24 protein-coding genes and 1 pseudogene are annotated in these 23,851 nt (G+C 66.0%); 14 read left to right on the top strand and 11 right to left on the bottom strand.

Features of this window, described 5'->3' with window-relative positions; translation table 11 throughout:
* Positions 1–94 precede the first annotated feature (94 nt).
* Positions 95–340, top strand: a complete 246-nt coding sequence (locus ACWEQQ_RS35755) for a helix-turn-helix domain-containing protein (RefSeq protein WP_033087059.1) — start codon at positions 95–97, stop codon at positions 338–340.
* Between the two features lie 137 nt (positions 341–477).
* Here the strand turns inward: ACWEQQ_RS35755 and ACWEQQ_RS35750 are convergent, their stop codons facing one another.
* The 4 genes from ACWEQQ_RS35750 to ACWEQQ_RS35735 all read right to left on the bottom strand — a co-directional run bounded on the left by ACWEQQ_RS35750 (position 478) and on the right by ACWEQQ_RS35735 (position 3,357).
* Positions 478–1,437 carry a hypothetical protein gene (locus tag ACWEQQ_RS35750; protein ID WP_452351324.1) on the bottom strand — a complete coding sequence of 320 codons (960 nt, stop codon included), beginning with the start codon at positions 1,435–1,437 and terminating at the stop codon, positions 478–480.
* A gap of 11 nt (positions 1,438–1,448) precedes the next feature.
* Positions 1,449–1,814: a hypothetical protein gene (locus ACWEQQ_RS35745; RefSeq protein WP_452351323.1), complete on the bottom strand. Its 366-nt coding sequence runs from the start codon at positions 1,812–1,814 to the stop codon at positions 1,449–1,451.
* A 291-nt stretch (positions 1,815–2,105) separates the two neighbouring features.
* Positions 2,106–2,522, bottom strand: coding sequence for an acyl-CoA thioesterase (locus ACWEQQ_RS35740; protein WP_452343185.1), 417 nt, complete (start codon positions 2,520–2,522; stop codon positions 2,106–2,108).
* 337 nt (positions 2,523–2,859) lie between these two features.
* Positions 2,860–3,357 carry a cupin domain-containing protein gene (locus ACWEQQ_RS35735; protein ID WP_452351322.1) on the bottom strand — a complete coding sequence of 166 codons (498 nt, stop codon included), beginning with the start codon at positions 3,355–3,357 and terminating at the stop codon, positions 2,860–2,862.
* 71 nt (positions 3,358–3,428) lie between these two features.
* Between ACWEQQ_RS35735 and ACWEQQ_RS35730 the strand changes: the two genes are divergently transcribed.
* Entirely contained in the window at positions 3,429–3,935 is a 507-nt protein-coding gene (locus tag ACWEQQ_RS35730; protein ID WP_452343183.1) for a MarR family winged helix-turn-helix transcriptional regulator, read from the top strand.
* A 189-nt stretch (positions 3,936–4,124) separates the two neighbouring features.
* Here ACWEQQ_RS35730 and ACWEQQ_RS35725 read toward each other — a convergent pair whose 3' ends face one another.
* On the bottom strand, positions 4,125–4,703 hold the full coding sequence (locus ACWEQQ_RS35725) for a TetR family transcriptional regulator (protein WP_452351321.1): 579 nt from the start codon (positions 4,701–4,703) through the stop codon (positions 4,125–4,127).
* A gap of 86 nt (positions 4,704–4,789) precedes the next feature.
* Between ACWEQQ_RS35725 and ACWEQQ_RS35720 the strand changes: the two genes are divergently transcribed.
* Entirely contained in the window at positions 4,790–5,128 is a 339-nt protein-coding gene (locus ACWEQQ_RS35720) for a hypothetical protein (protein ID WP_452351320.1), read from the top strand.
* A 28-nt stretch (positions 5,129–5,156) separates the two neighbouring features.
* Here ACWEQQ_RS35720 and ACWEQQ_RS35715 read toward each other — a convergent pair whose 3' ends face one another.
* On the bottom strand, positions 5,157–5,723 hold the full coding sequence (locus tag ACWEQQ_RS35715) for a TetR/AcrR family transcriptional regulator (RefSeq protein WP_452343180.1): 567 nt from the start codon (positions 5,721–5,723) through the stop codon (positions 5,157–5,159).
* Positions 5,724–5,924: 201 nt separating this feature from the next.
* A complete protein-coding gene (gene acnA, locus ACWEQQ_RS35710) occupies positions 5,925–8,717 on the bottom strand; it encodes an aconitate hydratase AcnA (RefSeq protein ID WP_452343179.1) in 2,793 nt (930 codons plus the stop codon).
* 249 nt (positions 8,718–8,966) lie between these two features.
* On the opposite strand from acnA, the gene ACWEQQ_RS35705 reads away from it, so the two are divergent.
* Together ACWEQQ_RS35705 and ACWEQQ_RS35700 are read left to right on the top strand one after the other, a co-directional pair.
* Positions 8,967–9,509 carry an Rv1476 family membrane protein gene (locus tag ACWEQQ_RS35705; protein ID WP_452351319.1) on the top strand — a complete coding sequence of 181 codons (543 nt, stop codon included), beginning with the start codon at positions 8,967–8,969 and terminating at the stop codon, positions 9,507–9,509.
* Positions 9,510–9,806: 297 nt separating this feature from the next.
* Positions 9,807–11,222 carry an NlpC/P60 family protein gene (locus ACWEQQ_RS35700; RefSeq protein ID WP_452351318.1) on the top strand — a complete coding sequence of 472 codons (1,416 nt, stop codon included), beginning with the start codon at positions 9,807–9,809 and terminating at the stop codon, positions 11,220–11,222.
* A gap of 222 nt (positions 11,223–11,444) precedes the next feature.
* Here the strand turns inward: ACWEQQ_RS35700 and ACWEQQ_RS35695 are convergent, their stop codons facing one another.
* Positions 11,445–12,338: a sigma-70 family RNA polymerase sigma factor gene (locus ACWEQQ_RS35695; protein ID WP_452351317.1), complete on the bottom strand. Its 894-nt coding sequence runs from the start codon at positions 12,336–12,338 to the stop codon at positions 11,445–11,447.
* A gap of 88 nt (positions 12,339–12,426) precedes the next feature.
* Between ACWEQQ_RS35695 and ACWEQQ_RS35690 the strand changes: the two genes are divergently transcribed.
* From ACWEQQ_RS35690 to ACWEQQ_RS35670, 5 genes and pseudogenes are all read left to right on the top strand, one after another.
* Entirely contained in the window at positions 12,427–13,083 is a 657-nt protein-coding gene (locus ACWEQQ_RS35690; RefSeq protein ID WP_452351316.1) for a flavodoxin family protein, read from the top strand.
* 426 nt (positions 13,084–13,509) lie between these two features.
* A pseudogene (locus tag ACWEQQ_RS35685) lies at positions 13,510–13,623 on the top strand (3,4-dihydroxy-2-butanone-4-phosphate synthase); the annotation flags it as partial.
* 45 nt (positions 13,624–13,668) lie between these two features.
* Positions 13,669–14,046, top strand: coding sequence for a hypothetical protein (locus ACWEQQ_RS35680; protein WP_452351315.1), 378 nt, complete (start codon positions 13,669–13,671; stop codon positions 14,044–14,046).
* Between the two features lie 159 nt (positions 14,047–14,205).
* Positions 14,206–14,595 carry a hypothetical protein gene (locus ACWEQQ_RS35675; protein WP_452351314.1) on the top strand — a complete coding sequence of 130 codons (390 nt, stop codon included), beginning with the start codon at positions 14,206–14,208 and terminating at the stop codon, positions 14,593–14,595.
* Positions 14,596–14,824: 229 nt separating this feature from the next.
* Complete coding sequence (locus ACWEQQ_RS35670) at positions 14,825–15,154, top strand: sugar transferase (RefSeq protein ID WP_452351414.1); 330 nt, start codon at positions 14,825–14,827, stop codon at positions 15,152–15,154.
* 12 nt (positions 15,155–15,166) lie between these two features.
* Here ACWEQQ_RS35670 and ACWEQQ_RS35665 read toward each other — a convergent pair whose 3' ends face one another.
* Positions 15,167–16,162, bottom strand: a complete 996-nt coding sequence (locus tag ACWEQQ_RS35665) for an NAD-dependent epimerase/dehydratase family protein (RefSeq protein ID WP_452351313.1) — start codon at positions 16,160–16,162, stop codon at positions 15,167–15,169.
* A complete protein-coding gene (locus ACWEQQ_RS35660; RefSeq protein WP_452351312.1) occupies positions 16,162–19,248 on the bottom strand; it encodes an amino acid permease in 3,087 nt (1,028 codons plus the stop codon). Before ACWEQQ_RS35660 ends, ACWEQQ_RS35665 begins: the two co-directional genes overlap by 1 nt.
* A gap of 52 nt (positions 19,249–19,300) precedes the next feature.
* Between ACWEQQ_RS35660 and ACWEQQ_RS35655 the strand changes: the two genes are divergently transcribed.
* Positions 19,301–19,933 (top strand): TetR/AcrR family transcriptional regulator, encoded by a 633-nt coding sequence (locus tag ACWEQQ_RS35655; protein ID WP_452351311.1) that lies wholly within the window; start codon positions 19,301–19,303, stop codon positions 19,931–19,933.
* Positions 19,934–20,206: 273 nt separating this feature from the next.
* On the opposite strand, the gene ACWEQQ_RS35650 is transcribed toward ACWEQQ_RS35655, so the two are convergent.
* Positions 20,207–21,499, bottom strand: a complete 1,293-nt coding sequence (locus ACWEQQ_RS35650; RefSeq protein WP_452351310.1) for a LuxR C-terminal-related transcriptional regulator — start codon at positions 21,497–21,499, stop codon at positions 20,207–20,209.
* Between the two features lie 183 nt (positions 21,500–21,682).
* Here ACWEQQ_RS35650 and ACWEQQ_RS35645 point away from each other — a divergent pair, with 183 nt between their 5' ends.
* Genes ACWEQQ_RS35645 through ACWEQQ_RS35635 form a run of 3 tightly spaced genes read left to right on the top strand, consistent with a single transcriptional unit; the run spans position 21,683 to position 23,707 of the window.
* Entirely contained in the window at positions 21,683–22,768 is a 1,086-nt protein-coding gene (locus ACWEQQ_RS35645) for an S-(hydroxymethyl)mycothiol dehydrogenase (RefSeq protein ID WP_452351309.1), read from the top strand.
* Positions 22,765–23,397: an MBL fold metallo-hydrolase gene (locus tag ACWEQQ_RS35640; protein ID WP_452351308.1), complete on the top strand. Its 633-nt coding sequence runs from the start codon at positions 22,765–22,767 to the stop codon at positions 23,395–23,397. Before ACWEQQ_RS35645 ends, ACWEQQ_RS35640 begins: the two co-directional genes overlap by 4 nt.
* A 43-nt stretch (positions 23,398–23,440) precedes the next feature.
* Positions 23,441–23,707 (top strand): hypothetical protein, encoded by a 267-nt coding sequence (locus tag ACWEQQ_RS35635; protein WP_452351307.1) that lies wholly within the window; start codon positions 23,441–23,443, stop codon positions 23,705–23,707.
* Positions 23,708–23,851: the final 144 nt, after the last annotated feature.

Genomic DNA, 23,851 nt, shown 5'->3' with positions numbered 1-23,851 from the left:
AAAAGTCGGTGACTCACATCACAGCGTTTCGTTGATCATAGGCATCCGAGTCTCTAACCTGGAATGAGGCGCCCACGGCGACTCGGAGGAAGCCATGAGTGACAGGCCCGCACAGGGTAAAGCCGTATTGGGTAAAGGCACGCGCGTCACCGGGAAATCCCGCGATCGCCTGCAATCCCAGTTGAAGAAGCAGTACGAGGCCGGAGCCAGCATCCGGTCCCTGGCCCGGGAGACCGGGCGGTCGTACGGCTTCATCCACAACGTGCTCGTGGAGTCGCATGTGCAACTCCGCAGCCGGGGCGGTGCGAACCGCCGTAAGGCCGCCAAGGCCGGCAAGTAGCGTCTTTCCCTTTTCCGGGAGTGGATTGCGGGTTCTCGACCGGCGAAAGCCGGTCGACGACTTGCGATTCAGGACGACCAGCCGCGAATTCGGACGATACGGTGCGATGTTCGGCGATTCGCGATGGCGTGCGGCCGCTAGGGCATCACGGTCCCGTCGCCGAGAACCAGTAGGTTTGCGAGGCTCTGGAAGATCGGCAGACCGGTCTTGATTTCGAGATAGGCGAACTGCCCCTGGGGGTTCACCTCCAGGAAGTAGAACTCGCCGTCGAGACCCACCCGCAGGTCGAGCACGCCGAAAGCCAGTCCCAGCGCGCCCATCAGCGTGGTCAGCGATTTGCTCACCGAGGCGGGCAGGCGATCGGCGGTGAAGGCCACCGACGTGTCCAGGCGCGAATCCACCCGTCCCACACCGGATTGCGAGTCGATACGCACCACCCACTCGATGCCGTCCACCCAGACGATGCGCAGATCGCTCTCGGCCTGGATGTAGTTCTGAAAGATGGTGGGGGAGTTGCGGATCGTGGCCAGCCGGTCGAAATCGGCCGGGGCGAACAGCCGGGTCTCGGTGAACGCGCCGCGCCCGGTGCCGGTGCGCTTGTAAACCACTGACCCGGGCCGGGATTCGATGAAGGCGCGCGCCTCGTCGGGATCATTGGTGACGAGGGTCTCCGGGACGGCGAAGCCGGCGCGGTGGGCCGTCTCCAGCTGCACGACCTTGCGGCTCGCGGTGCGGTCGGCCCCGGGGTCGTTGACCCACAGGGCCGGGATCGACCACAGCAGTCCCTGGAGGAAGCCGTCGCATTCGGCGCGGCGGTAGGTGTCGTCCTCCTCGGACAGACCGGCCGGTACAGCGCAGGGGTGAGGCCGACGCCACCACACGGAGGTGACGTCGTCGAGCCCGAAGATGTGCGACAGGCTGCGGTAGGAGCCGTCCCCGCCGAGTCGGAAAGTGCCGTTCTCGCGTGGGAAGTCGCGCATATCGAGGCGAATCGGGTTGTGCCCGTGGTGTTTGCGCAGGGTGGCGGCGAGGGCGTCGCCGTGGAGGTCCTCGGCCTCGGTGACGATGAGCACCGATCCCATGGTGCGGGCGGCCATGCGCGCTTCCGTCAGTCCAGGCTGTCGCAGGCGATGCCGTCGTCGCTGCCGAGGTGCGACCGGGTCTGGCAGCAGGTCATGGTGGCCCCGCCGGCACCGGGACGAGTGGTGAGATCCAGTCCGCGGGCCCAGATTTCGGTGAGCGCGCGCAGTTCGTCGTCGCCCCGTGCGGGACTGTGGTCCGGCGACAGGGTGAGGGGACGATCGGTGACCTCGACACGACGGCGCCGCGTGAAATCGGCAGTGGCGCCGGACCGTACGCGCACCAGCACCGGGCGGCCGTCACAGCTGCCCTGCGCCGTCGCAGCATCCCACCGGGTGATGTCGAGGACATCGGTCCGATGGAAGGTCCAGGTGGTGCCGTCGCCGACACGCACGCTGATACTTCGCTCGGTCGCTGCGACAAGATAGCCCGGTAGCGATGGCGAGGTGCTGGCAAGGATCGCCGATCCCGTTCGGTGCAGGGCGCCGGTCATGCTGAACTCCGATCTGCTCGGGATTTGCTGCGGGGCCGAGCGTGATCTGAATCATATCCCGCTGGGCACCGAATTCGGTCCGCAACGAAAGATTTCAGCTACTCCGGCAAACTCTGACCGGTTTTCGGAAACCGCTCCCGCCGAAAGATTTTCGCAGAAAAACCCGGACCGGCCGGTGTGGTCGGCGTGCGATCAGAGGCCGAGGATGTCCGGCGAGTCGGCCACCGCCCGCAGGGCCGCACCGGGATCCGCAACCAGTTTGCGGGCGGCGAGATCGAGAATGCCGGAGACGACATCGATCTGCGCCGACACCGTGCCGTCGAGTTTCACAATCTGCTGGCGCATCCGGAAGATCTTGCCGCCGGTCCATTCGAATTCGCAGCTCACCGCGACCTCGTCACCCAGATGCAGTTCGCGCAGGTATTTGACGGTCTGTTCCAGCACCACCGGCCCGATTCCCGCGGCCACCATCTTCTCGCCCGGCAGCCCGCCCGCCCGTAGTAGCTCCCAGCGCGCGTGCTCGGCGTACTGCAGATAGACGGCCTGATTCAGGTGCCCATTGATATCGAGCTCGTACCCGCGGACGGTGATGGGGACAGAGAATGCCATGAACGTACCAACCCGGCTCGCGGCAATGATCATTCCGCGTTTTCGGTGGTCTGTGGCACACCTCCGCCGGCGACCGCCGGGCTACTGGGGAGTCAGGACGGCGTTCTCGCGTATAGCGGCGGGTTGCCGTGCCGCTCTCGGTGCCGGTGCGTGACCCGCGGATCGGTCATCGTGCCCTGGATTGCGCGCTCGGGATCGTGGCGGTGCAACGGGAACCGGCCGGTGTAGCCGGTGTGCCGCACGGCCCGTCGTGGGAATCGCGTGATCACCGATTCGGTTCGCCGGATTCGCCTGCGGCAGTGCTGTTTTCGCGGATCCGCGCGGGTGGTGCGCGGGGTCAGGCGCGGTTGCCGTTGCGCTCGGCCCACCACTGCGGTGCGTCGATGAAGTAGTTGTCGTATTCCTGCTGGGCGGCCTGGATATCGGCCGGGGTGGTCTCGCCATGGGCGAGCCGCTCGAGGAAGCGGAAGTAGCCGTGGCGTTCGACGCCGGGCATGAGGGCGATGAGGATGCGGGCCGGGCTGTCGGGGGCCGCGCCGAAGGCGTGCGGCATGAACTTGGGGACGACGATGGCGCCGCCCGCGCCGACGGTGACGATCTTGTCCCCGGCCATGACCTGGAGTTCGCCGTCGGCCACGTAGAACAGCTCGTCGGACAGGGTGTGGTAGTGCGGCGCCGCGCCGTCGGCGCCGCGGGTCATGGTGACCTCGACGGTGCTCACCGACCCGCCCGCCTCATTGGAGTCGATGAGCAGCCGTACCGAGACGGGCTCGCCGCCGATGATCTCGGCGTCCTGCGGCTGGCGGATGGCGGCGGGGCGGGAAGCGGTGGTCATGTCGAACTCCATGTGATTCGGTGGGAGATAATTCGCTACCGAACTATATGGCATCGAATAGAGTGTTGTCCATGGGTGAGAAGAAGACCGACGCCGTGGACGTGATCCAGGAGCAGTGGCGGCGGGAGCGACCGGACCTGGACGGCGCGGCCATGGCCATCATCGGGCGGCTGGGTCGGCTCACCGTGGTGGCGACCGAGCGGATCGAATCCGTGTTCACGGCACACGGATTGCAGCGCGGCGAGTTCGATGTGCTTGCGACACTGCGACGTTCGGGCGAGCCCTACGAGCTCAACCCCTCCGGCCTCGCGGACACCCTCATGATGTCGCGAGCCGGCATGACCGGCCGCTTGGATCGGCTCGAGAAGGCGGGACTGGTCCGGCGGATCGCCGACCCGGGTGACCGGCGCGCGATCAAGGTCGCGCTCACCGATCGCGGCCTGCACCTCATCGACATCGTCGTCACCGAGCATTTCGAGAACGAGACCCGGATCCTCTCCGTGCTTTCCGACCAGGAGCGCGCCTCCCTCGATCGCCTCACCCGGCGCCTGCTGACCGAGCTCGAACGCGAGGGCTGACCCGGGCGCACGGTGCGGCCGGCGGACACGCCCGGCGTGAAGGTGCGCGCCGACCGCGCCGCCGACGAGGTCTCCGCGGCGGTGTTCGAGGTCGGCGGAACCCGCAGTACCGCAGCCGAACTCAACCTCCACCACTGCATGGCGTGATCTGACCGGGCCGGGTTCCGGACGCGTGCCGCGAGCGACTGGTCAGGCGAGGGGATCGGGCTGGGCGCGGCCGTGGGCGATGTCGTGGAACGCGGCGCGCAGCAGTGCGGTGATCCGTTCCGGCGGCGCGTCACTGAGTCCGTCCAGGTGCAGCAGGTGGCGCCCGATCACCACGCCGAGGGTGAGCGTGCCGAGCAGCCCGGCGCGCAACTCGGCCTCGCCCTCGGCGAGGTGCCCGGCGGCCTGGCGCTGTTGCGCGGCCATGGCCGCGCGCACCTCGCCGGTGGCGTCCGGGTGGGTGAGCATGGACCGAATCGCCGCCAGCGCGTTCACCGGTTCCTCGGTGAGCTTGGCTGCGAGTGCTTTCAGCAGTAGTTCCGCGGCCTGCTCGGGCGTTCCCGTGATCGCCTCCACGTTCCCCACCACGGCGACCTGTGCGAACAAATTCTCCTTCGACCCGAAGTACCGCATCACCAGCGCGGGATCGGTGTCGGCCTCGGCTGCCACGGCGCGAATCGTGGTGCGGTCGTAGCCTGATTCGGCGAACAGCCGCCCCGCGGCCGTCAGGATCCGGGCCTCGGTATTCCGACGTTGCTGCGCGCGAGTGGTGGCGGGATCCATTTGTTCAGTCTACGGATGTTGACTCGATTCAACCCCCAGGCGTAGTTTCGGTCTACCGCTGTTGACTGAAACTGAAGAGGTGCCCCATGTGGTACACGGTGCTGCTGTCCGTTCTCGCCGGAGTCATGGGTGCGAATGCCCTCCCGCACTTCATCAAAGGTCTTGTCGGTGAAGAGTTCCCGAACGTCCTGGGCAACTCGCCCCTGCGGAACGCCCTCGCCGGCTGGCTCGGACTCATCATCACCGGCCTGCTGATCTATGCGACGGAGCTGCCCGCGCACCCCTGGCCCGCCGTCCTCGGTATAGGTGCCGGAACGTTCGTGATGGCCGTCTTCCACGGCCGCGGTGGCGCTTATCGCCTGAATGAGGCACTGGGCCTGCCCAATCCGCCCCGCCGGGTCGCGGCGCAACTCACCGAGGGATGATCTCTGCGCCCGGCGATCTACGGGTTCGTCACTGCTTGCGGCGGACGGAGGCTTCCACCAGGTCGAGGACGGCTTCGAGGTTGTCGTTGGCGTGGCCGGAGGCGATGCGGGCAATGAGGCCGTCGAGGACCAGGTCGAGGTAGCCGAGGAGGACTTCGGTGGGGACGTCGTCGCGCAGGGCGCCGGCGGCCTTGCGGCGTTCGAGGCGGGCGACGGTGGCGGCGGTGAGCTCTTCGGAGCGTTCTTCCCAGTTGGCCCGGAATTCGGGGTCGTTGCGCAGGCGGCGGGCGATCTCCAGGCGGGTGCCGAGCCAGTCGAAATCCTCCGGGCGGGCCAGCATATCGCGCATGACCTGGATCAGGCCCTGGGTGGCCGCGACCTCGGCCATGCGGCCCGCGTCCTCCTGGGCGAGGGCCAGGAACAGGGCGTCCTTGTCGCGGAAGTGGTGGAAGATCGCGCCCCGCGACAGACCGGTCGCTTCCTCCAGTCGACGCACGGTGGCGCCCTCGTAGCCGTACTCGGCGAAGCAGCGGCGGGCTCCGTCGAGAATCTGGCTGCGCCGGGCGGCGAGGTGGTCGTCACTGACCTTGGGCACTGGCTCCTCCGAAACGTGTTGTGCGGGTTCTCCTTATCGATCTTGCGACCAAATCGGGGAACCCGCACGAGCGACGAGCGAAGCGGCCCGGGAGCGGGCCGCGTGGCGGGCGGCGGACCTGCGACAATCGCGAGATCCACCGCCTGCCACCACGTCTCGGCTTCGAAACAGCCCTTCGAAACCGAGGCGGTATCGCGGTGACTAGCCGCGAATCATGTTGCGCAGCACGTACTGCAGGATGCCGCCGTTGCGGTAGTAGTCCGCCTCACCGGGGGTGTCGATGCGGACGACCGCGTCGAAGACGACCTTCTCGCCGTTCTCCTTGGTGGCGGTCACCTTCATGGTCTTCGGAGTCACACCCTCGTTCAGCTTGGTGATGCCCTCGATGTCGAAGACCTCGGTGCCGTCCAGGCCCAGCGACGCGGCGGACTCGCCGGCCGGGAACTGCAGCGGCACAACGCCCATGCCGATCAGGTTCGAGCGGTGGATGCGCTCGAACGACTCGGTGATGACGGCCTTGACGCCCAGCAGACGGGTGCCCTTGGCAGCCCAGTCACGCGAGGAACCCGAGCCGTACTCCTTGCCGCCCAGCACGACCAGCGGGATGCCCGCGGCCTGGTAGTTCTGCGAGGCGTCGTAGATGAAGGCCTGCGGGCCGCCGTCCTGGGTGAAGTCGCGGGTGTAGCCGCCCGAGACGTCGTCCAGCAGCTGGTTGCGCAACCGGATGTTGGCGAAGGTGCCGCGGATCATCACCTCGTGGTTACCACGACGCGAGCCCAGCGAGTTGTAGTCCTTGCGCGCAACACCATTGGCGTCCAGGTACTGCGCGGCCGGGGTGCCCGGCTTGATCGGACCGGCGGGGGAGATGTGGTCGGTGGTGACCGAGTCGCCCAGCAGCGCCAGCACGCGCGCGCCCTTGATGTCCTCGACCGGGGCCGGCTCCATCGACATGCCGTCGAAGTAGGGGGCCTTGCGGACGTAGGTGGACTTGTCGTCCCACGCGAAGGTGTCGCCCTCGGGGGTGTTGAGGCCCTGCCAGCGCTGGTCACCGTCGAACACGGTGGCGTAGGACTTGGTGAACATGTCCCGGCTGATCGCCGACTTGATGGTGTCGTCGATCTCCTGCGCGGACGGCCAGATGTCCTTCAGGAAGACGTCGTTGCCGTTCTGGTCCTTGCCCAGGGCGTCGGTCTCGAAGTCGAAGTCCATGGTGCCCGCGAGCGCGTACGCGATGACCAGCGGCGGCGAGGCCAGATAGTTCATCTTGACGTCGGGGGAGATACGGCCTTCGAAGTTGCGGTTGCCCGAGAGCACCGCGGTGACCGACAGGTCGTTGTCGTTGATCGCGGCCGAGATCTGCTCCGGCAGCGGACCGGTGTTGCCGATGCAGGTGGTGCAGCCGAAGCCACCCACGTAGAAGCCCAGCTTCTCCAGGTACGGCCAGAGACCGGCCTTCTCGTAGTAGTCGGCGACGACCTGCGAGCCCGGGGCCATGTTGGTCTTGACCCACGGCTTGGACGCGAGGCCCTTCTCGACGGCGTTACGGGCCAGCAGGGCCGCGCCGATCATGACCGACGGGTTGGAGGTGTTGGTGCAGGAGGTGATGCCCGCGACCACGACGGCGCCGTGATCCAGGACGAATTCACCGCGCTCCGGGTCGGAGACCTTGATCGGCTTCGACGGGCGACCGGCGCTGCCGTTGGCGGCGGTCGGCACGGCCGAACCGTCGGAGGCGGTGCCGGAGGCGACCGGGTCGCTGGCCGGGAAGGACTCTTCCAGCGCCTCGTCCAGGGCGGTGTGCGGGACGGGGTCGTTGGTGTAGGTGCGGATGTCCTGACGGAACTGGGTCTTGCTGTCCGACAGCAGGATCCGGTCCTGCGGGCGCTTCGGGCCGGCGATGGACGGCACCACGGTGCTCAGGTCCAGCTCCAGGTACTCCGAGTAGGCCGGCTCGTTGTCGGCGTCGTGCCACAGGCCCTGCTCCTTGGCGTACGCCTCGACGAGCGCGAGCTGCTCGTCGCTGCGGCCGGTCAGGCGCAGGTAGTTGATGGTCTCCTCGTCGATCGGGAAGATCGCGGCGGTGGAGCCGAATTCGGGGGACATGTTGCCCAGGGTGGCGCGGTTGGCCAGCGGCACCTCGGCGACGCCCTTGCCGTAGAACTCGACGAACTTGCCGACCACACCGTGCTTGCGCAGCATGTCGGTGACGGTGAGCACGACGTCGGTGGCGGTCACGCCCGGCTTGATCTCACCGGTCAGCTTGAAGCCGACGACCCGCGGGATCAGCATGGAGACCGGCTGGCCCAGCATGGCGGCCTCGGCCTCGATGCCGCCGACGCCCCAGCCCAGCACGCCCAGGCCGTTGACCATGGTGGTGTGCGAGTCGGTGCCGACACAGGTGTCGGGGTAGGCCTGGCCGTTGCGGACCATGACGGTGGGGGCCAGGTACTCGATGTTGACCTGGTGCACGATGCCGACGCCCGGCGGGACGACCTTGAAGTCGTCGAACGCGCCCTGGCCCCAGCGCAGGAACTGGTAACGCTCGCCGTTGCGCTCGTACTCCAGGTCGACGTTGCGCTCGAGGGCGTCGGCGGTGCCGAACACGTCGAGGATGACCGAGTGGTCGATGACCATGTCGGCGGGAGACAGCGGGTTGACCTTGTTCGGGTCGCCGCCGAGGGTGGTGACGGCCTCACGCATGGTGGCGAGGTCGACGATGCAGGGCACGCCGGTGAAGTCCTGCATGATCACGCGGGCGGGCGTGAACTGGATCTCGGTGTCCGGCTCGGCGTTCGGGTCCCAGGTCGCGAGGGCGCGGATCTGGTCGGCGGTGATGTTCGCGCCGTCCTCGGTGCGAAGCAGGTTCTCCGCGAGGACCTTCAGGGCGTAGGGCAGCTTCTCGGTGCCGGGCACGGCCGAGAGGCGGAAGATCTCGTAAGAGTTGCTTCCGACCTCGAGGGTGCCCTTGGCGCCGAAGGTATCGATACTCGTCACGTTCAGCTCCACTCGTCTGTGAATGGGAGGGCCACCGGCGGGGCTGTGCCGATGGCTCGTCGAGGCGCGGGCCTCGTCCGTTTTCCGACATTAACAGTACGCTTGTCCTGTGAGCACATCGGGGGGCGGGTTATCGGGCCGTCGGGCCCGGGATTCCGCCCAGCGCGAGACACGATTTCGCGCGATCGGTGAGGTGATTCGCACGGCGCGGTGAGGTGATATGACACGCCGTCCCGTACCCTGCGTTTCGTGACCGCTCCGCACTCCTCGGTTTTCACGCCCTCGAAGGCGGAACTACCGCCGAACACCGACCTGAATGCCATCATCGCCGATCTCGCCGATGATCATGTCGCCGCCCCCACCGGACGCGATCAGGAGGCCCTCGCCGCCATCGCCGCCGACGCGCGTGAGCACGGCGTTCAGCTCGACATCATTGTGGTGCAGGGCAATCCGGGGATCGAGGCGAACCTGCGCGATCTGGCCAACGAGGTCGGCAAGATCGAGCACGGCACCGTGGTGGTCTTCAGTGACGACTGGGTGGGCACCTACAGCGACCAGTTCAGCCGCGGGCACCTGGAGTGGGCCGAGGACAAGGCCAAGTACCGCGGCCCCGAGCACACCACCGACGCCGCGCGGGTTTTCGTGGATCGGCTCGAGCAGCCGGAGACCGTGTCGTGGACGGTGATCACGCTGGTCATCCTCGGTGTGCTGATTGCGACGATCGGCGGGTTGTACGCGGTGAAGGTGCGGCGCGGGCAGCGTGCGTCGGGTGCGCCGACGCCGGTCGGGTAGCGCGTTCACGCTGGGAGGCGGTGTCTCCGTTCGGGGTTCGGGTTCGTCCCGGCCCCTTTTTCATGCCCGGATCGGGGTGTGCAGAGTCCGGTTCGTCCGCGACACGCCGAAAACGCACCGAGTGTCGCGTGTTGTGACGCGTGGTGATTGTGGGATTTACCTGCAACTTCTTGGCTACCAGCGAATTACATGCATGTGATTGTGGCGTGCCTGAGCGGCGGGATCCTGAACGTGCCGTACGGTTTCGCGATGGCACGGTTGGGGATTTTGTGCCGGATGGGACTCCAGGGAGGTGCGATGCGACGACCGGCGAAGCGACTACGACGCCCGGCGCGGGTCGCTACGGAGTTGCTCGTAGCGCTCATCGTGCTGGCAATGCCCATGGCCGGCGGGCACGCGGTACCACCGCCGCCCCCCAACCCCAGCGACAGCGACCTCAATGCCGCAGGCGCCCAGGTCGACGCCGGTGTCGGCGAGGTCGGCGCCCTCATCAATCAGGTGGCCGCCGCCGAACAGCAGCTGCAGCAACTCGACGACGCGGTCGCCGGTCGCCGTGAGGCCGTCAACAAGGCCCTGGTGGATCTGCAGATGGCCCGCGACGCCGCCGACACCGCCGGCCGCGCCGTCACCCAGTGCCAGCAGGATCTGACCGATGCCGGCGCGAAAGTCGATACCGCGCACGGGAATTTCGACAAGTACGTCGCCCAGGTCTACATGCGCCCCGGCTCCACCTCACTGGTCAGCTATCTGGCCGCGCCCAGCCCCGAGATCGCGCTCAACCGCGCGCAGGTGCTGACCATCGCCTCCAAGAACCAGCAGCAGGTGGTCGACGGCCTGCGCCACGCCCAGATCGACCAGGCCAACAAGACCTCCGCCGCCAAACAGGCCCAGCAGGCCGCCGACGCCGCCGCGGCCGCCGCCGACGCCAAGAAGACCGACGCCCAGAACGCGGTCACTGCCGCTCAGGCCGAACTCGACCAGCAGAACCTGCGCCGCAACGACATTGTCGGTCAGCGTGATTCGGCCCAGCAGCGGCTGGACGCGGCCCGCGCCAATGTGGCGGGCCTGCAGAGCCAGCGCGACACCTTCGTCGCCTGGGACCAGCAGCGCAAGGCCGAGGAGGCCGCGGCCCGCGCCGCCGCGGTGGCCGCCGCCGCCCGCGTGGCCGCCGACCGCGCCGCCACCGATCGCGCCAGCCAGGTTGGCCAGGGCCACCGCCCGCACGTCGTGCAGGACACCTCACCGCCACCGAAGCGCTCCATCCAGCCCAACCGGCCACCGGGCTCCAACTCCCAGCTCATCGAGACCGTGGTCGACCGTGCCATGTCCCAGCTGGGCGTCGTCTACGCCTGGGGCGGCGGCGACGAGAACGGCCCCACCCTCGGCATCCGCGACGGCGGCACCGCCGACAGCTACGGCGACTACAACAAGACCGGCTTCGACTGCTCCGGCCTGATGATCTACGCCTTCGCCGGCATCGGCGTCTCCCTACCCCACTACTCCGGCTACCAATACACCATGGGCACAAGGGTTCCCGTCGCCGAACGCGCCCGCGGCGACATGCTCTTCTGGGGCCCCGGCGGCAGCGAACACGTCGCCCTCTACCTCGGCAACAACAAGATGATCGAGGCCCCGCAAAGCGGCGACGTCGTCCGCGTAGCCGCCGTCCGCGAAGACGGCATCATGCCCTACGCAGTCCGCATCGTCACCTGACCCTCGTCCTCCTCCTGTAGGTTCTCACTTTGTCCAGAGTTGTTGGGTTTCCTGCGTATTCCCAGCTTGATCGGCAGTGCCGCACCGCCGAGCATCGGTTCCGGTGCGCACCTTGGTCGCTCAGGGCGGCTGGTCCACATGCAAAGTGCCGATCATGCACCTGGATAGACCACCTGACGACCGGGTCATCTACGGCCAGGGTGATTATGTCCAGCTAGTTGCTCAGATAGGTGAACTTGGTATCGCCAGGTCGAGATGGCGCAGACGTTCTGCGTCGGCGACGACTGAGTACTCGGTGATCAGGCCATTCTTGATGCTGAATGTCAGCACCAGCAGCAGGCGGCCTTGCGGAGCGACGGCCAGGCCGACTCTCCCGTCGATGAGGATGATGTCGGCGGCCATCGCATTGCGGGTCAGGAGCAGTGTTTCCTCGACAACGGTTGTCGCACCGTGGATCTCGAGCTGTGTGCCGGGCGGCAGTGCGGCCGCGTCCGCGCGGCGGATGACGTCGGGATCCAACACCTCGAGCAGGCCTGCAATGTTGCGACCACGGGCAGCGGCGAGGAAGGACTCGACCACCCGGCGGTGCAGTGCTGGATCGATGTCTCCGATCGACCGCGTGTCGCTGCCGCTGACTCGAAGCCGTGCCCGGCTAGCGAGTTTCTTGGCTGCCACAGGTGTCCGATTGACGATAACGGCGACCTCGTCGAACGGCACAGAGAACATGTCGTGCAGGACGAATGCGACCCGTTCTGCAGGGGCAAGTCGATCCAGGACCACAAGCAGGGCACGGCCGACGGACTCGACCAGGATCGCCTCGTGCGCGGGATCCGCCGAGCTCTCATCGGCGGCGGTGGCCGCCAAGTCGTGGTCACCGGAGACTTCACGGCGTGTTGTGCGTGCCCGCAGCATGTCCAGACAGATTCGCCCGACCACTGTGGTCAGCCAGGCGGCGAGCTCCTCCACACCGTCAGCCCCCGCGCGATCAAGCCGAATCCACGTTTCCTGTACAGCGTCCTCGGCATCGTTCAATGATCCGAGCAGTCGGAAAGCGACACCCATCAGATGACCACGATGAACCTCGAAACGCTTGGCCAACACGTCTCGCTCGTCCATCGGTCACCTTTCTGCGTCCCGGTCCGTCATAAGGGCAACTGCCGACCCAGTCGGGCCGTCAGTCCTCGAACACCCCAAGGATGATTACATGACCGAATCGACGCAACCACAGGACCTCCGAATTGAATCGGTGCGTATCGCAGTGGCCTTCCACAGCGGCTACGGCCACACTGCCCGACAAGCGGAAGCGGTGGCATCCGGCGCCGGCTCGGTGCAGGGCACTGTGGTGGACCTGGTGAATGTCGATGATCCCGAGGATCAGGCGCTGTGGCTGACGTTGGAAGCCGCGGACGCGATCATTTTCGGCGCTCCCACCTACATGGGCAGCCCGTCAGCGGTGTTCAAGGCATTCACCGAGCGCACGAGCAAAGTCTTGGCCGACAACCTGCGCTGGCGGGACAAGATCGCGGCCGGCTTCACCACCAGCGGTGGCAAAAGCGGTGACAAGTTCAACACTCTGGTCGATCTGACGGTGTTCGCGGCCCAACACGGCATGATCTGGGTCGGACTCGATCTACCCGCCGGATGGTCCACCAGCAACGGAACCGAGGACGACCTCAATCGGATCGGCAGCTGGCTCGGAGCGATGGCCCAAGCCAACGCCGATGAAGGCCCAGAACTCGCACCTCCTGGCTCGGACCTGCGCACGGCGTTCCGGTTGGGAGAGCGGGTCGCCGAGATTACCTGGATCCACCGGTCCGGGACCGCAATTCAACAATCTGCGAAGCTGCAGCCCGTGCAGTGAGGACACTTTGCTGGACGACCTCGAGGCGGCCAATGCCGCGCAGAAGGGTCCGCCAACCTGCAAATCGACCGATCGGAAATCAGTTGATGAAGTGGGTCTACTGCAGCAGAACGCATTTGACCTCCAACTGACGAATGCTATTGGTAGCACGCACGTTCGGCGCTGAACGATCAAGCTCAGACCCGATTCACCGCATATGAGATAGATCACGTTTTCGAGATCGCTCGGACCGGTGGTCGGGTCAGGTTGCGCGGACCGGTGGCCGCGGCGGGTCTTGGTCGATCCGGGACGCCGGTGGTTGCGTTGCACAACGTCCGACGCAGTTCTCCTGGTCGATTACTGATATCGAGTCACATATGTCGATCCCTCATCTTCTCGGTGAGATGGTTTCAGGTGCACAGCTTTTCGAGATGGAGCACAACAGACGTGACCAGGTTCGACACCGTAGAGCGCGCAGTCGCCGACATCGCCACCGGTAAGGCGGTTGTCGTCGTCGACGACGAGGGCCGGGAGAACGAGGACGACCTCATCTTCGCGGCGAGCTTGGATTCGTAATCCACCTCGGTATCGAGGTCGAGCCCGAAATTGGTTGCCGACCGTCCCGACATCGAAGACGCGGTCAACCTGGGCTGTTTCGACCGCTCGGGCGATCAGATCACACCTGAGCCGGTCCGCGCCGAACCGACTTGGCTCAACTCGCAACGCTTCGCGGTGCGGCTGCTCAATGCGCTGACCAGTGAACACGTCTTCTTAAGCGGCGATGCCGACCTGTATCGCGGCGACCGCGACCGTGCTGAGAAGGCGCTGGCGTGGCAGGTTTTGGGGATGCGGTCACTCGCGACCGATACGACCCTTGACCAGGCCGTGCAAGCCCTGCCCGCGGGCCCGGCGGCGAACACGGCAAGGACTTCCTGGGGTACACGCCGACCGCACACCTGTGCTCGGCGCTGCACGCCGGGATGACCGCGCTCGCGGTCGACGGAGCGGTGTGTGTCGACGACGGGCAGCGCTTCCACCGGCTCCCGCCGTGGCGCCTGGCTGAACCGAAAACGGCTGGCGGGCACTGAGATACTGGACCCTTCAATCCCTGTTCGATCTTCCTGTCGATGAAGGGAACTCGAGGTGAGTGCTGCCACTGTCGTGCCGCCGCTCGCACAAGTCGCTACCCCTGTGTCGGAGGCGATCGTGCGAGTCCGCCCGCAATGCTCGGGAGCGGACCCGGTGGTGCGCCGATCGGATCGGGCCGATTTGCAATCCAACGTCGCGCTACCGCTGGCCAAGCGGATCGGTGAGCCACCCAACCAGCTCGCCGCCGAACTCACCGGCGAACTGTCGACGGGGAGTACCGCCGTGTTCGCGGACGTGGCGGCATCGGGGCCCGGTTTCCTCGAGATCGTCCGCACCGGGAGCTTCGAAATCCTGGTCAGGCCGCCGAGCAGGGTATTGATGATCTCGAGCGGGTGGGCGGCCAGGCCGATCGCGTCACCGGGAATACCTGCTGCGTTCAGGTAAACGCCGTGTAGGAGAGCAGCGTTCTCATTGCGGGCCAGCTCGCCGTCACGGGGCACAGCAACGACCGCGTTGGCCGCGTTGAGCAGAACAACGTCAACGCCGAGTTTCCCTGCGGCAACCATAGTTTCAACCATTCCGGCGTGGTTGCCAACGCCCCGGTGCTGAGCGAGCCCGGTCACTCCGAGTGACGTGCCTGTCCCGATCGACACCGTGACGCCGGACGCCAGACCTGCCACAGCCGATCCCATCGCCGCCGATTCACCTACGACGACGGACCCGGCCCAAGCGACCACGACGACCACCCGGAATTGGCCTAGCCGGTGAGCCGTTCCGGGTGTTTAAGTTCCGCACCATGTACCGCGACGCGGATAAGTACCCCGTCACGCTCCTGCGCGAGGACACCTCACCGTTGTGGTTCAGGATGCGCGACGATCCGCGCGTCACGCTGGTGGGCAAATTCCTGCGCAGGTACAGCCTCGACCCTGCACCAGCGCATGGACATCGACCGCCACCTGTGACGCCGGCCGCAGACGTCCACGGCTTACGCTGGCCCGCATAGGGACCGGTGCCGTCAGCTGGGCCGGCCGATCGGCATGTAGGTGTCGTACCAAGCGGCGGCGTCGCGAATCGCCTGGTCGATGTTGCCGGGGCGGTAGCCGAGTTCGCGTTCTGCTTTGCTCCAGTCCGATGCCTGCGGAACCGACAGGTATTTCGCCATCCCAGGATCCATCTCGGGGGTCTTCCCGGTGAAGACAGAACCGAAATCAGCCAAGGCTGCATAAGTGCGTAGTACACCGGCCGACAGCCGGATCGGTCGTTTGCGGGCACCGACGATCTCGCCCATACGGGTGAACACGTCGGCGTAAGGGCGGTTGAATCCGGTGAGGTTGTATCCCTGCCCGTTGCGGCCCTGCTCCGCCGCGGCCAGCATGCCGTCAGCGACCGCCCGCACGTCACAGAACGACGAAGTGCCCGGTGGAGCGAAGGTCGTCTGCCCGCTCTGCATTTCGCGGATGATGCGGCCGATCTGCAGAGTGTGGTCGTACGGGCCGATCATGAATCCAGGGTAGACCACGACGACGTCGAGTCCTTTGTCCACGTAGCCGAGCACAGCCGCTTCACCGGCGGCCTTGGTGTCGGCGTAGTCGTAACCGATCCCGCATAGACTGCGCTCCCCCTGCTGCTCCGGGAGCGCCGATCCGTCCCGGTTGTAGCCGTGCACATCGAGGGTGCTGGTGTGCACGAATCGGCCGACGCCCGCCTGCAGGGACGCCGCAGCAAGGCGGTCGGCCGCGACGACGTTGACCGCCTGGCGTCGGCCCGCGAACTTGCGCCAGGTGGAGGTATCGCCGGCGACGTGGAATACCCAGTCGCAGTCCTTCACCAGGTCCGGCAGTTCGGCGGGATCGAGCAGGTTCGCCAGCCTCACGTCGACCGGCAGATCATCGAGGTAGCGGGTGGTGGATCCCGGTGCGCCGGTGGCCAATACGTCGTGTCCCGCGGTGAGCAGGGTCCGGACGAGATTGCTGCCGACGAATCCGGTGGCGCCGGTGACGAGGCATCGCATCAGTGCACTCCTTCAGCTTGTGGTGTGGTGGCGGTGGACTGCTCGCGGCCCGCCGCGAGGCGGAGGCCGTCGTAGTACGAGTGATCCGGATCGGGCCATCCGAAGCGGTCGCGCAGCTTGGCCAGATAGCTCTGGTACGCCTGCGATTCGACATAATTGGCGTGCCGGGGACTGTCGATGTAGGCGATGCCGCCCCGCAGATCGGGATGATCACTCGCCTTGCACTCGAGCAGTTCCGCACGGTGTTCGCCGGTTTCGCGGGCCCGGATGTCCATCACGATCAGCTGCGCCATCTCGTCGAACCGCTTGTAGGCCGCGTCGGCGAATTCGATGAAGCCCAGGACATAGAGACTGTCGTGTTCCCGGTTGAACACGTTCAGGTACAGCTGCGGATGACCGACCTTCCAGGTGAACAGATCCGGGTCGAGGAACGGGAGCCGGTACTCGTATCCCGTACACAGCAGCACTACATCGAGATCCTCCGATGTCCCGTCGGTGAACACGACACCGTCCGCGGTGAAGTGATCGATATCCGGTTTCGCGATCAGGTCGCCGTGCGCGAGATGGTGCAGAACCTGGGAGTTCATGATCGGGTGGCTGGACAGCGCGTCGTGATCCGGCGCGGGCAGCCCGAACCGGGTGAGGTCGCCCACCAGCACGTCGATCAGCTTGTTGACGTCCGCGGAAATCGCCAATCCTCGTGGGGGTTCGAGGATTCCGTTGACCACCGCGTCGGTGGGCAGACCCGCAATGTGCTTGGGGAAGTACCGGTAGCCGCGGCGGACGGAGAAGAAGGCCCGCTCGGCATGGCGGGCAGCGTCGCTGGCGATATCGACCCCGGAGTTGCCGGCGCCGACGATCAGTACGCGCTTGCCGAGCAGCTCCTGGCCGGATCGGAAGGTAACCGAGTGCCGGATCTCGCCACCGAATGCGTCCATTCCGCTGAAGCTGGGCGAATTCGGGTGCCAGGTCACACCCGGCGCGGCGATCAGCCCGTCGTACTCCCGGACCGTGCCGTCGGACAGCCGGACCCGCCACCGGTCACCGGGAAGTGGTTGTGCCTGTTCGACATTCGTATTGAAAGTGATCTTCTCGTAGAGGCCCCAGTCACGGGCGAAGTCCCGGATGTAGTCGCGGACCTGCCACCACACCGGATAGTCGGGAAAGCGGTCGGGCATCGGCTTTCCGTAGAAGCCGCTGGTGTACTTGGAACTGATGAAGTGCGCCGATTCGTACATCGGAGTCCCCGGGTTGTCCATGTCCCAGATCCCGCCGAAGTCGCTGTGCCGCTCGAACCAATCGAACGGCACGCCCTCCTTCATCAAGGCTCGCGCCATGATCATCGAACTCGGGCCGCCGCCGACGATCACGTACTTGCGCGTGTACTCGACGGCGGGACGCGTGAGCACCGCGTCGGTCCGCTTGCGGAGTTTGCTCGCGGCGAAGGCCGCATAGACCGCAGGGCTGGTCCGGCGCATCCGCACCGCGACCGCGATGCCCGCCGCCGCCACCATGATCAGCAGCACGGGCACGAGATCGACTGCGAGATTACTCGTTCCGGTCAACGCGGCATAGTTGACGGTGGACAGAGTCACCCCGGTGGTGAGACCGACGAAGCCGAGAACCGGCGCGACCAGACCGGAGAACCAGTGCCGATCGGTCCGGCGCCAGAAGAACACCAGCACCGCCAGCGCGGTAATCGATTGCACCGCAACGATTCCCAAGGTACCGAGACCGATCAGGCTAGCGGCGATCGCCAAATAGGGGTCCGCACCGGCCAGACCCAGCACTGCCAGGACCACGACCGTCAGCGCCGACACCGCGACACTCGCGGCGTGCGGCGACAGGTGGCGCGGGTGGTAGTTCCCCAGCGCCCGCGGCAGGAAGCTGTCCCGGCCCAGGGCGAAGACGTATCGGGATCCCGCGTTGTGCAATGCCAGATACGACGCCAGGACGCTGGTGCACAGCAGCACCGCCGTCGCGTCGTACAGCACAGTGCCGCCATACTGCTGGGCCAGCGCGAACACAAAGTTGCCGACCTCGGTGCGGGCCATCGCCGGCGCGGCGTCACCACCGGCGCCGCCGATCAGGATCAGCGAAGTGACGATGTAGAACACCGCGATGATCGACACGGCAGTGAAAGCCGCTCGCGGGATGCTGCGTTCGGGGTTGCGGGTCTCCTCACCGTACAGCGCGGCGGACTCGAAACCGACGAAGCTGGTGAACGCGAACATCGCACCCACACCCAGCGAACCAGCCACCACCGCGTGCGGGCTGAACGCCTGCAACGGGAACGCTGCGGCGCCGTGCCTGCCGACAACCAGCAGGTCCAGCACGATCAGGACCGCGAATTCCAGCACCATCAGGACACCGAGAATCTTCGCGGACAGATCTACGTTGCGGTACCCGAGGAACGCTACGAGCGCGACAGCAACTGCGGTACACACCCACCACGGAACATTCACCCCGGAGCTGTTCAGGACGAGCGAAGTGAAGTAGCCGAAGGACGCCGGCAGCCCGATAGCCAAGGCGCAGTATCCCAGCGTCGCAACATAGGCGGACGCGGCACCCCATGGCTTGCCCAGTGCACGGGCCACCAGCAGGTAGAAGGCTCCATCGTTGGCGACTCGCCGGGTCATCGCCGAATAGGCGGCGCAGAAACACAACAACGCGACTCCGGCCAGTAGATAAGTCGTGGGCAGGATGATGTTGTTGCTGCGAATCAGGGCCAGCGGCATGGTGCCGACCAGCGCGGCCATCGGCGCGGCGGCGGCAATGACCAGGAAAACCACCCGGCTGGTGGTGAGCGCGCGCGCCGGGTCCGGTCCGGCCCGGGTTCCGTCGTCAGTGGCAGACATGTAGACCTCCGTGAATTCTCGACAGTCGGAGCTTGGCCGCCGCGCGAACCGCTGATGCGTCGCCGGTCCTACTCCCTGCCCCGGCACAGTGGCTCGAGGCGTGCAAGAAAGATAATCACATACCGTTCGTTCGAACGAACGAGAAATGGAATATTTCCACGCGATTAACCGGTACCGACTCGTATCTCGGCGAGAGCTCTGCCGCCAGCGGATCCCCCGGGCCAGCATCGCTGTAGCGTTCAGCCTGGACTGCCCGACGATCGACTACTACGGAGACTGCATGAGCACCGATGTTCGACGACGCATCCTCGACGTCACTCTCGATCTCATCGGCGAGCACGGCATCGGCGGACTCAGCAATCGGGCCATCGCACGGACCGCCGGTGTATCGCTGGGCACGCTGACCTACCACTTCGCATCTCAGGATGACCTGCTCGGGCAGGCCCTGGAGCTCTTCGTGAACGACGAGATAGAGCGGCTGACCGCACTCACCTCGCGATTGGACAGCACCTCGGAAACCGAGGTCGACGAGGTCTTGCGCAGGACCCGCGCGGCGATCGAGGCCTCCACCACCCGCGCCGCGCAAGTCGCCCAGCTCGAGTTGTATCTGCACGCCACACGCAGCCCCGAGCTGCGTGCCGTCGCCTCACGCTGCTACCAGGCCTATGACGAACTAGCCGCCGCAGTGTTGCGAACACTCGGTATCGCTGAACCCGAACGATTCGCTCCACTACTGGGAGCGCTCATAGACGGTTTCGGACTGCGACGCCTCGCTGTGGGGGAACCGCGGGTGAATCTGGTCGAAGGTCTCGCGGCCCTGACCGCCGGACTCACCCTGAATCCGGGCGCGGGCCCTGGTCGGAACCTGTCAGACCACGCCGACCGAACAGCCAGGATGTCGGCCGATAACTGATCCGATTCGAAAACTACCGTCGCCCAGTCGCTCCATCTTGCAGTTCACCTCGACCTGTGCTTACCATTTGGCCAAAGTTTGGCTATCGAAATATTCAAACTTCACCGCAGTGCGGTCACCGCTGACCCCCGGCAGCCAACTCACCGTACCGAACAGTTCGGATGTGGCTGGCCTTTGACAATTCGGCTGTGGCGCAGATTCCGTGAAAACCATTGGTGTTCAGGCGATATCGGCGAACGAGACCACGGAGGGCGACTGCGACTGCGAACGCTGTCAGCCAGCAGTCGAGCCGAGGGGCGCGCCCAGACCGGCGCGCATACCGATCGCTGCTGCCTCGCCGCGCGAGGAGACCTCCAGCTTCCTGAGCACCGCGGCGACGTGAAACTTGACGGTGCTCTCGGCCACTCCCAACTCGGCACCGATCGCTTTGTTGCGTTTGCCCGCCGCGAGTAATGCGAGGACCTCACGCTCGCGGCGGTTCAGGCGCGCCAGCTCGGGCTGCTCGCCCAGGACTGCTGGTGGTGTGAGCGGTAGGTGGATCTGTACGCGGGTCCCCCACCCCGGTACCGACTCGATCTCGAGGTCGGCTCCGAGCGTTCGGCCGCGGCCTTCCAGGCTGCGCCGCAGTTCCACCGGATCCAACTGTCCGGCACCGCGATCCCGGATATCCACAACCAGGCCACCGCTTTCGCACGTCCACGCGATCCGCAGGCGATCGAGATCAGATTGGGTCGCCAGCGCCACAACCGCGACCTGCGTCATCGCCCGCGCGCCGGACGCGACTTCGCCCGGGATCGGCTGCCCACTGACGCGCGGCGCGACGAATTCCGCATCCACCTGGCGATGACTCAGTATCGGGGCCATCTCGCGGTGCATCTGCTCGAAGGCGGTGAGCGGGGGTTCCTCTGCCAGATCCCGATCCGTGGCCTGCCGTGATCGTAGAGCGATCAGGGCATCCGAGGCGGACTGGGTGGCCACTATCCGTGCTTGTCGGTCGTCGAGGCCGGGAGAGCGCAGGGCCACCAGAATGGCAGCCAGCGCCGCCTCGTGCGAGGCGGCCAGTTCCGCGTTGGCGCGGGCCCGCGCGTTCGACGCCGCTCTCGATTCGGCCAGATATTCCGGGCTGGCTTGGACCACCTGTTGTCGGATCGAGGTGGCTACGATGCCGAACACCGCGGACAGTTCCGAGCGTGCGAGCAGCTCGCTGAATGTTCGGGGAACCAGCACCAGCAAGGTGTTCGTCGTGTCTCGAACTGCCCACACGGGCAGGCTACCGCCGGCCAGCGCAACCGGTCCGGAGTATGAATCACCGGGCTCGACAGCCGATTTGAGCTCCTCGAGTTCGGCGATGGTGATCCGATCAATGATCTCGGCAGCACCGGCGACCTTGTGTGGACGGCCGGTGCACTCGCGGGTGAAGATCACCAGCGCACGATGGGGCCACCGGTCGGACAGGAAGAACGAGAGACGGCGCGCGATATCGGGCAGCGGACCATCGATCACGGCGCGCAACCCCGCCAATGCGGACCTCTGGTCCCCGGGATGATCATTGGCCCGATCGCTCATTTCAGCGAGTCTAAAAACGGCACGACTGGTGTACCACACGCGGGTGCCGCAGGACCCGTCAAAAAGGACAGGTAGCGCTGTCCCTTCGACCAGGTCCGCAGTTCACCCACCCGGCATTAGCGTCGCTGCCTGAGCATGCGCGCGAACGCATGACGCGATCATTCATCGGAGGAACAGCCACTCATGCCACAGCAGGTCCGTGGAGTCATCGCCCGCAAGGCGGGATCGCCCGTCGAGTTGACCGACATCATCATTCCGGACCCAGGCCCGGGGGAGGTCGTCGTCAGCATCTCCGCGTGCGGCGTCTGTCACACCGACCTGACCTATCGGGAGGGCGGGATCAACGACGAATTCCCGTTCCTGCTCGGACACGAGGCAGCCGGCATCATCGAAAGCATTGGCGCAGGCGTGGATTCGGTCGCCGTCGGAGATTTCGTCGTACTCAATTGGCGCGCTGTCTGCGGCCAGTGCCGCGCCTGTAAGCGAGGCCGACCGCAGTACTGCTTCGACACGTTCAACGCCACCCAGAAGATGACCTTGACCGACGGCACCGAACTCACGCCCGCACTGGGAATCGGCGCGTTCGCCGACAAGACCCTCGTCCACGCGGGTCAGTGCACAAAGGTCGACCCCGCCGCTGATCCCGCGGTCGTCGGACTGCTCGGCTGTGGCGTCATGGCCGGCCTCGGCGCCGCGGTGAACACCGGTGGCGTCGGGCGCGGCGACTCGGTGGCCGTCATCGGTTGCGGTGGTGTGGGCGACGCTGCCATCGTCGGTGCCCGGCTGGCGGGCGCATCGACAATCATCGCGGTCGATCGCGACGACCGGAAGCTCACCTGGGCAAGCGAACTCGGAGCCACCCACACGGTGAACGCCACTGACCTGGATCCCGTTGCCTCCATCCAGGACCTCACCGGCGGGTTCGGTGCCGACGTCGTCATCGACGCCGTGGGTCGTCCCGAAACCTGGAAACAGGCGTTCTACGCCCGCGACCTCGCCGGGACCGTGGTCCTGGTCGGCGTACCCACGCCCGACATGCGCCTGGACATGCCACTGCTCGACTTCTTCTCCCGCGGTGGATCGCTCAAGTCCTCCTGGTACGGCGACTGCCTGCCCGAGCGGGACTTCCCGATGTTGGTCGACCTGTACCAGCAGGGCCGGCTGCCACTGGACCGGTTCGTCACCGAGCGCATCGGCCTCGACGCAGTCGAGCAGGCATTCCATACCATGCACGAGGGCCAGGTCCTGCGGTCGGTAGTGGTGCTGTGAGCGGGCAACTGCGCATCGACCGTGTCGTCACTTCCGGTGTGTTCGAGCTCGACGGCGGTAGCTGGGATGTCGACAACAACGTCTGGGTGGTCGGCGACGACGACCAGGTTGTGGTGATCGACGCCGCCCACGATGCCAAGCCGGTCATCGAAGCGATCGGTGATCGCACCGTCGTCGCGGTGGTATGCACCCACGCGCACAACGACCACATCACCTTCGCGCCCGAAATTGCCGAAGACCTGTTCGCCCCCGTATTGGTGCATCCAGGCGATGACCCGCTGTGGCAGCTCACGCATCCGGGTCAGGCCTACTGGTCACTGGCCGACGGGCAGCGAATCGCCCTGGCGGGAACGGAGATTCACACGATTCACGCTCCCGGACATTCCCCGGGATCGGTTTGTCTCTACATACCCGAGGCCGACGCCCTGTTCTCAGGTGACACCTTGTTCGCCGGAGGGCCGGGAGCCACAGGGCGCTCGTACTCCGATTTTCCGACCATCATCGGATCCATCCGCGAGCGCCTGTTCACCCTGCCCGAGCACACCCGGGTCTACACCGGCCACGGTGACGGCACGACCATCGGCGTGGAGACACCCCACCTGTCGGAGTGGATCGCACGCGGCTTCTGATCCCCTGCAGCCCTTCGAATTCGAATGAGAGTGATCCCCGGCCATGCACCGCAACGCGTCGATTCGAGATGCAGGCGCGACCGAGCACGCACTCACTGCGCCTAAAACCCGTGCGGCGGTGTTGAACTCGGACTACCCGGTCGACACGTCCACGATCGACTACAGGAACATCGAAGCCTGGCCAAGCCGCCTGCAATCCGGCACCACACCCCAACTCGCGGTCATATTCGGCGCGAACGGCGCACCTGAAGCAGGTCCTCCTGCAAAGGCGACTCTGCTGCAGCACACCAAAATACAACTGTCGTGGTAGAGGTGGAGATGAAGCTCTGAACGGGGACAACGACTTTCGTAGCGGCGTGGCAGCGCGGGTGTCAACTCCACTGGGGCTACGGCTACGTCAACAGATACCTGATTGCCCGCCTCTACACCGCCAAGTCTGCCGTCCCGTCGGGTC

The organism is Nocardia sp. NPDC004123, from assembly GCF_053603795.1.
The sequence above is the reverse complement of the archived record's forward strand: the minus strand, read 5'-3'. Positions and strand labels throughout refer to the sequence as shown.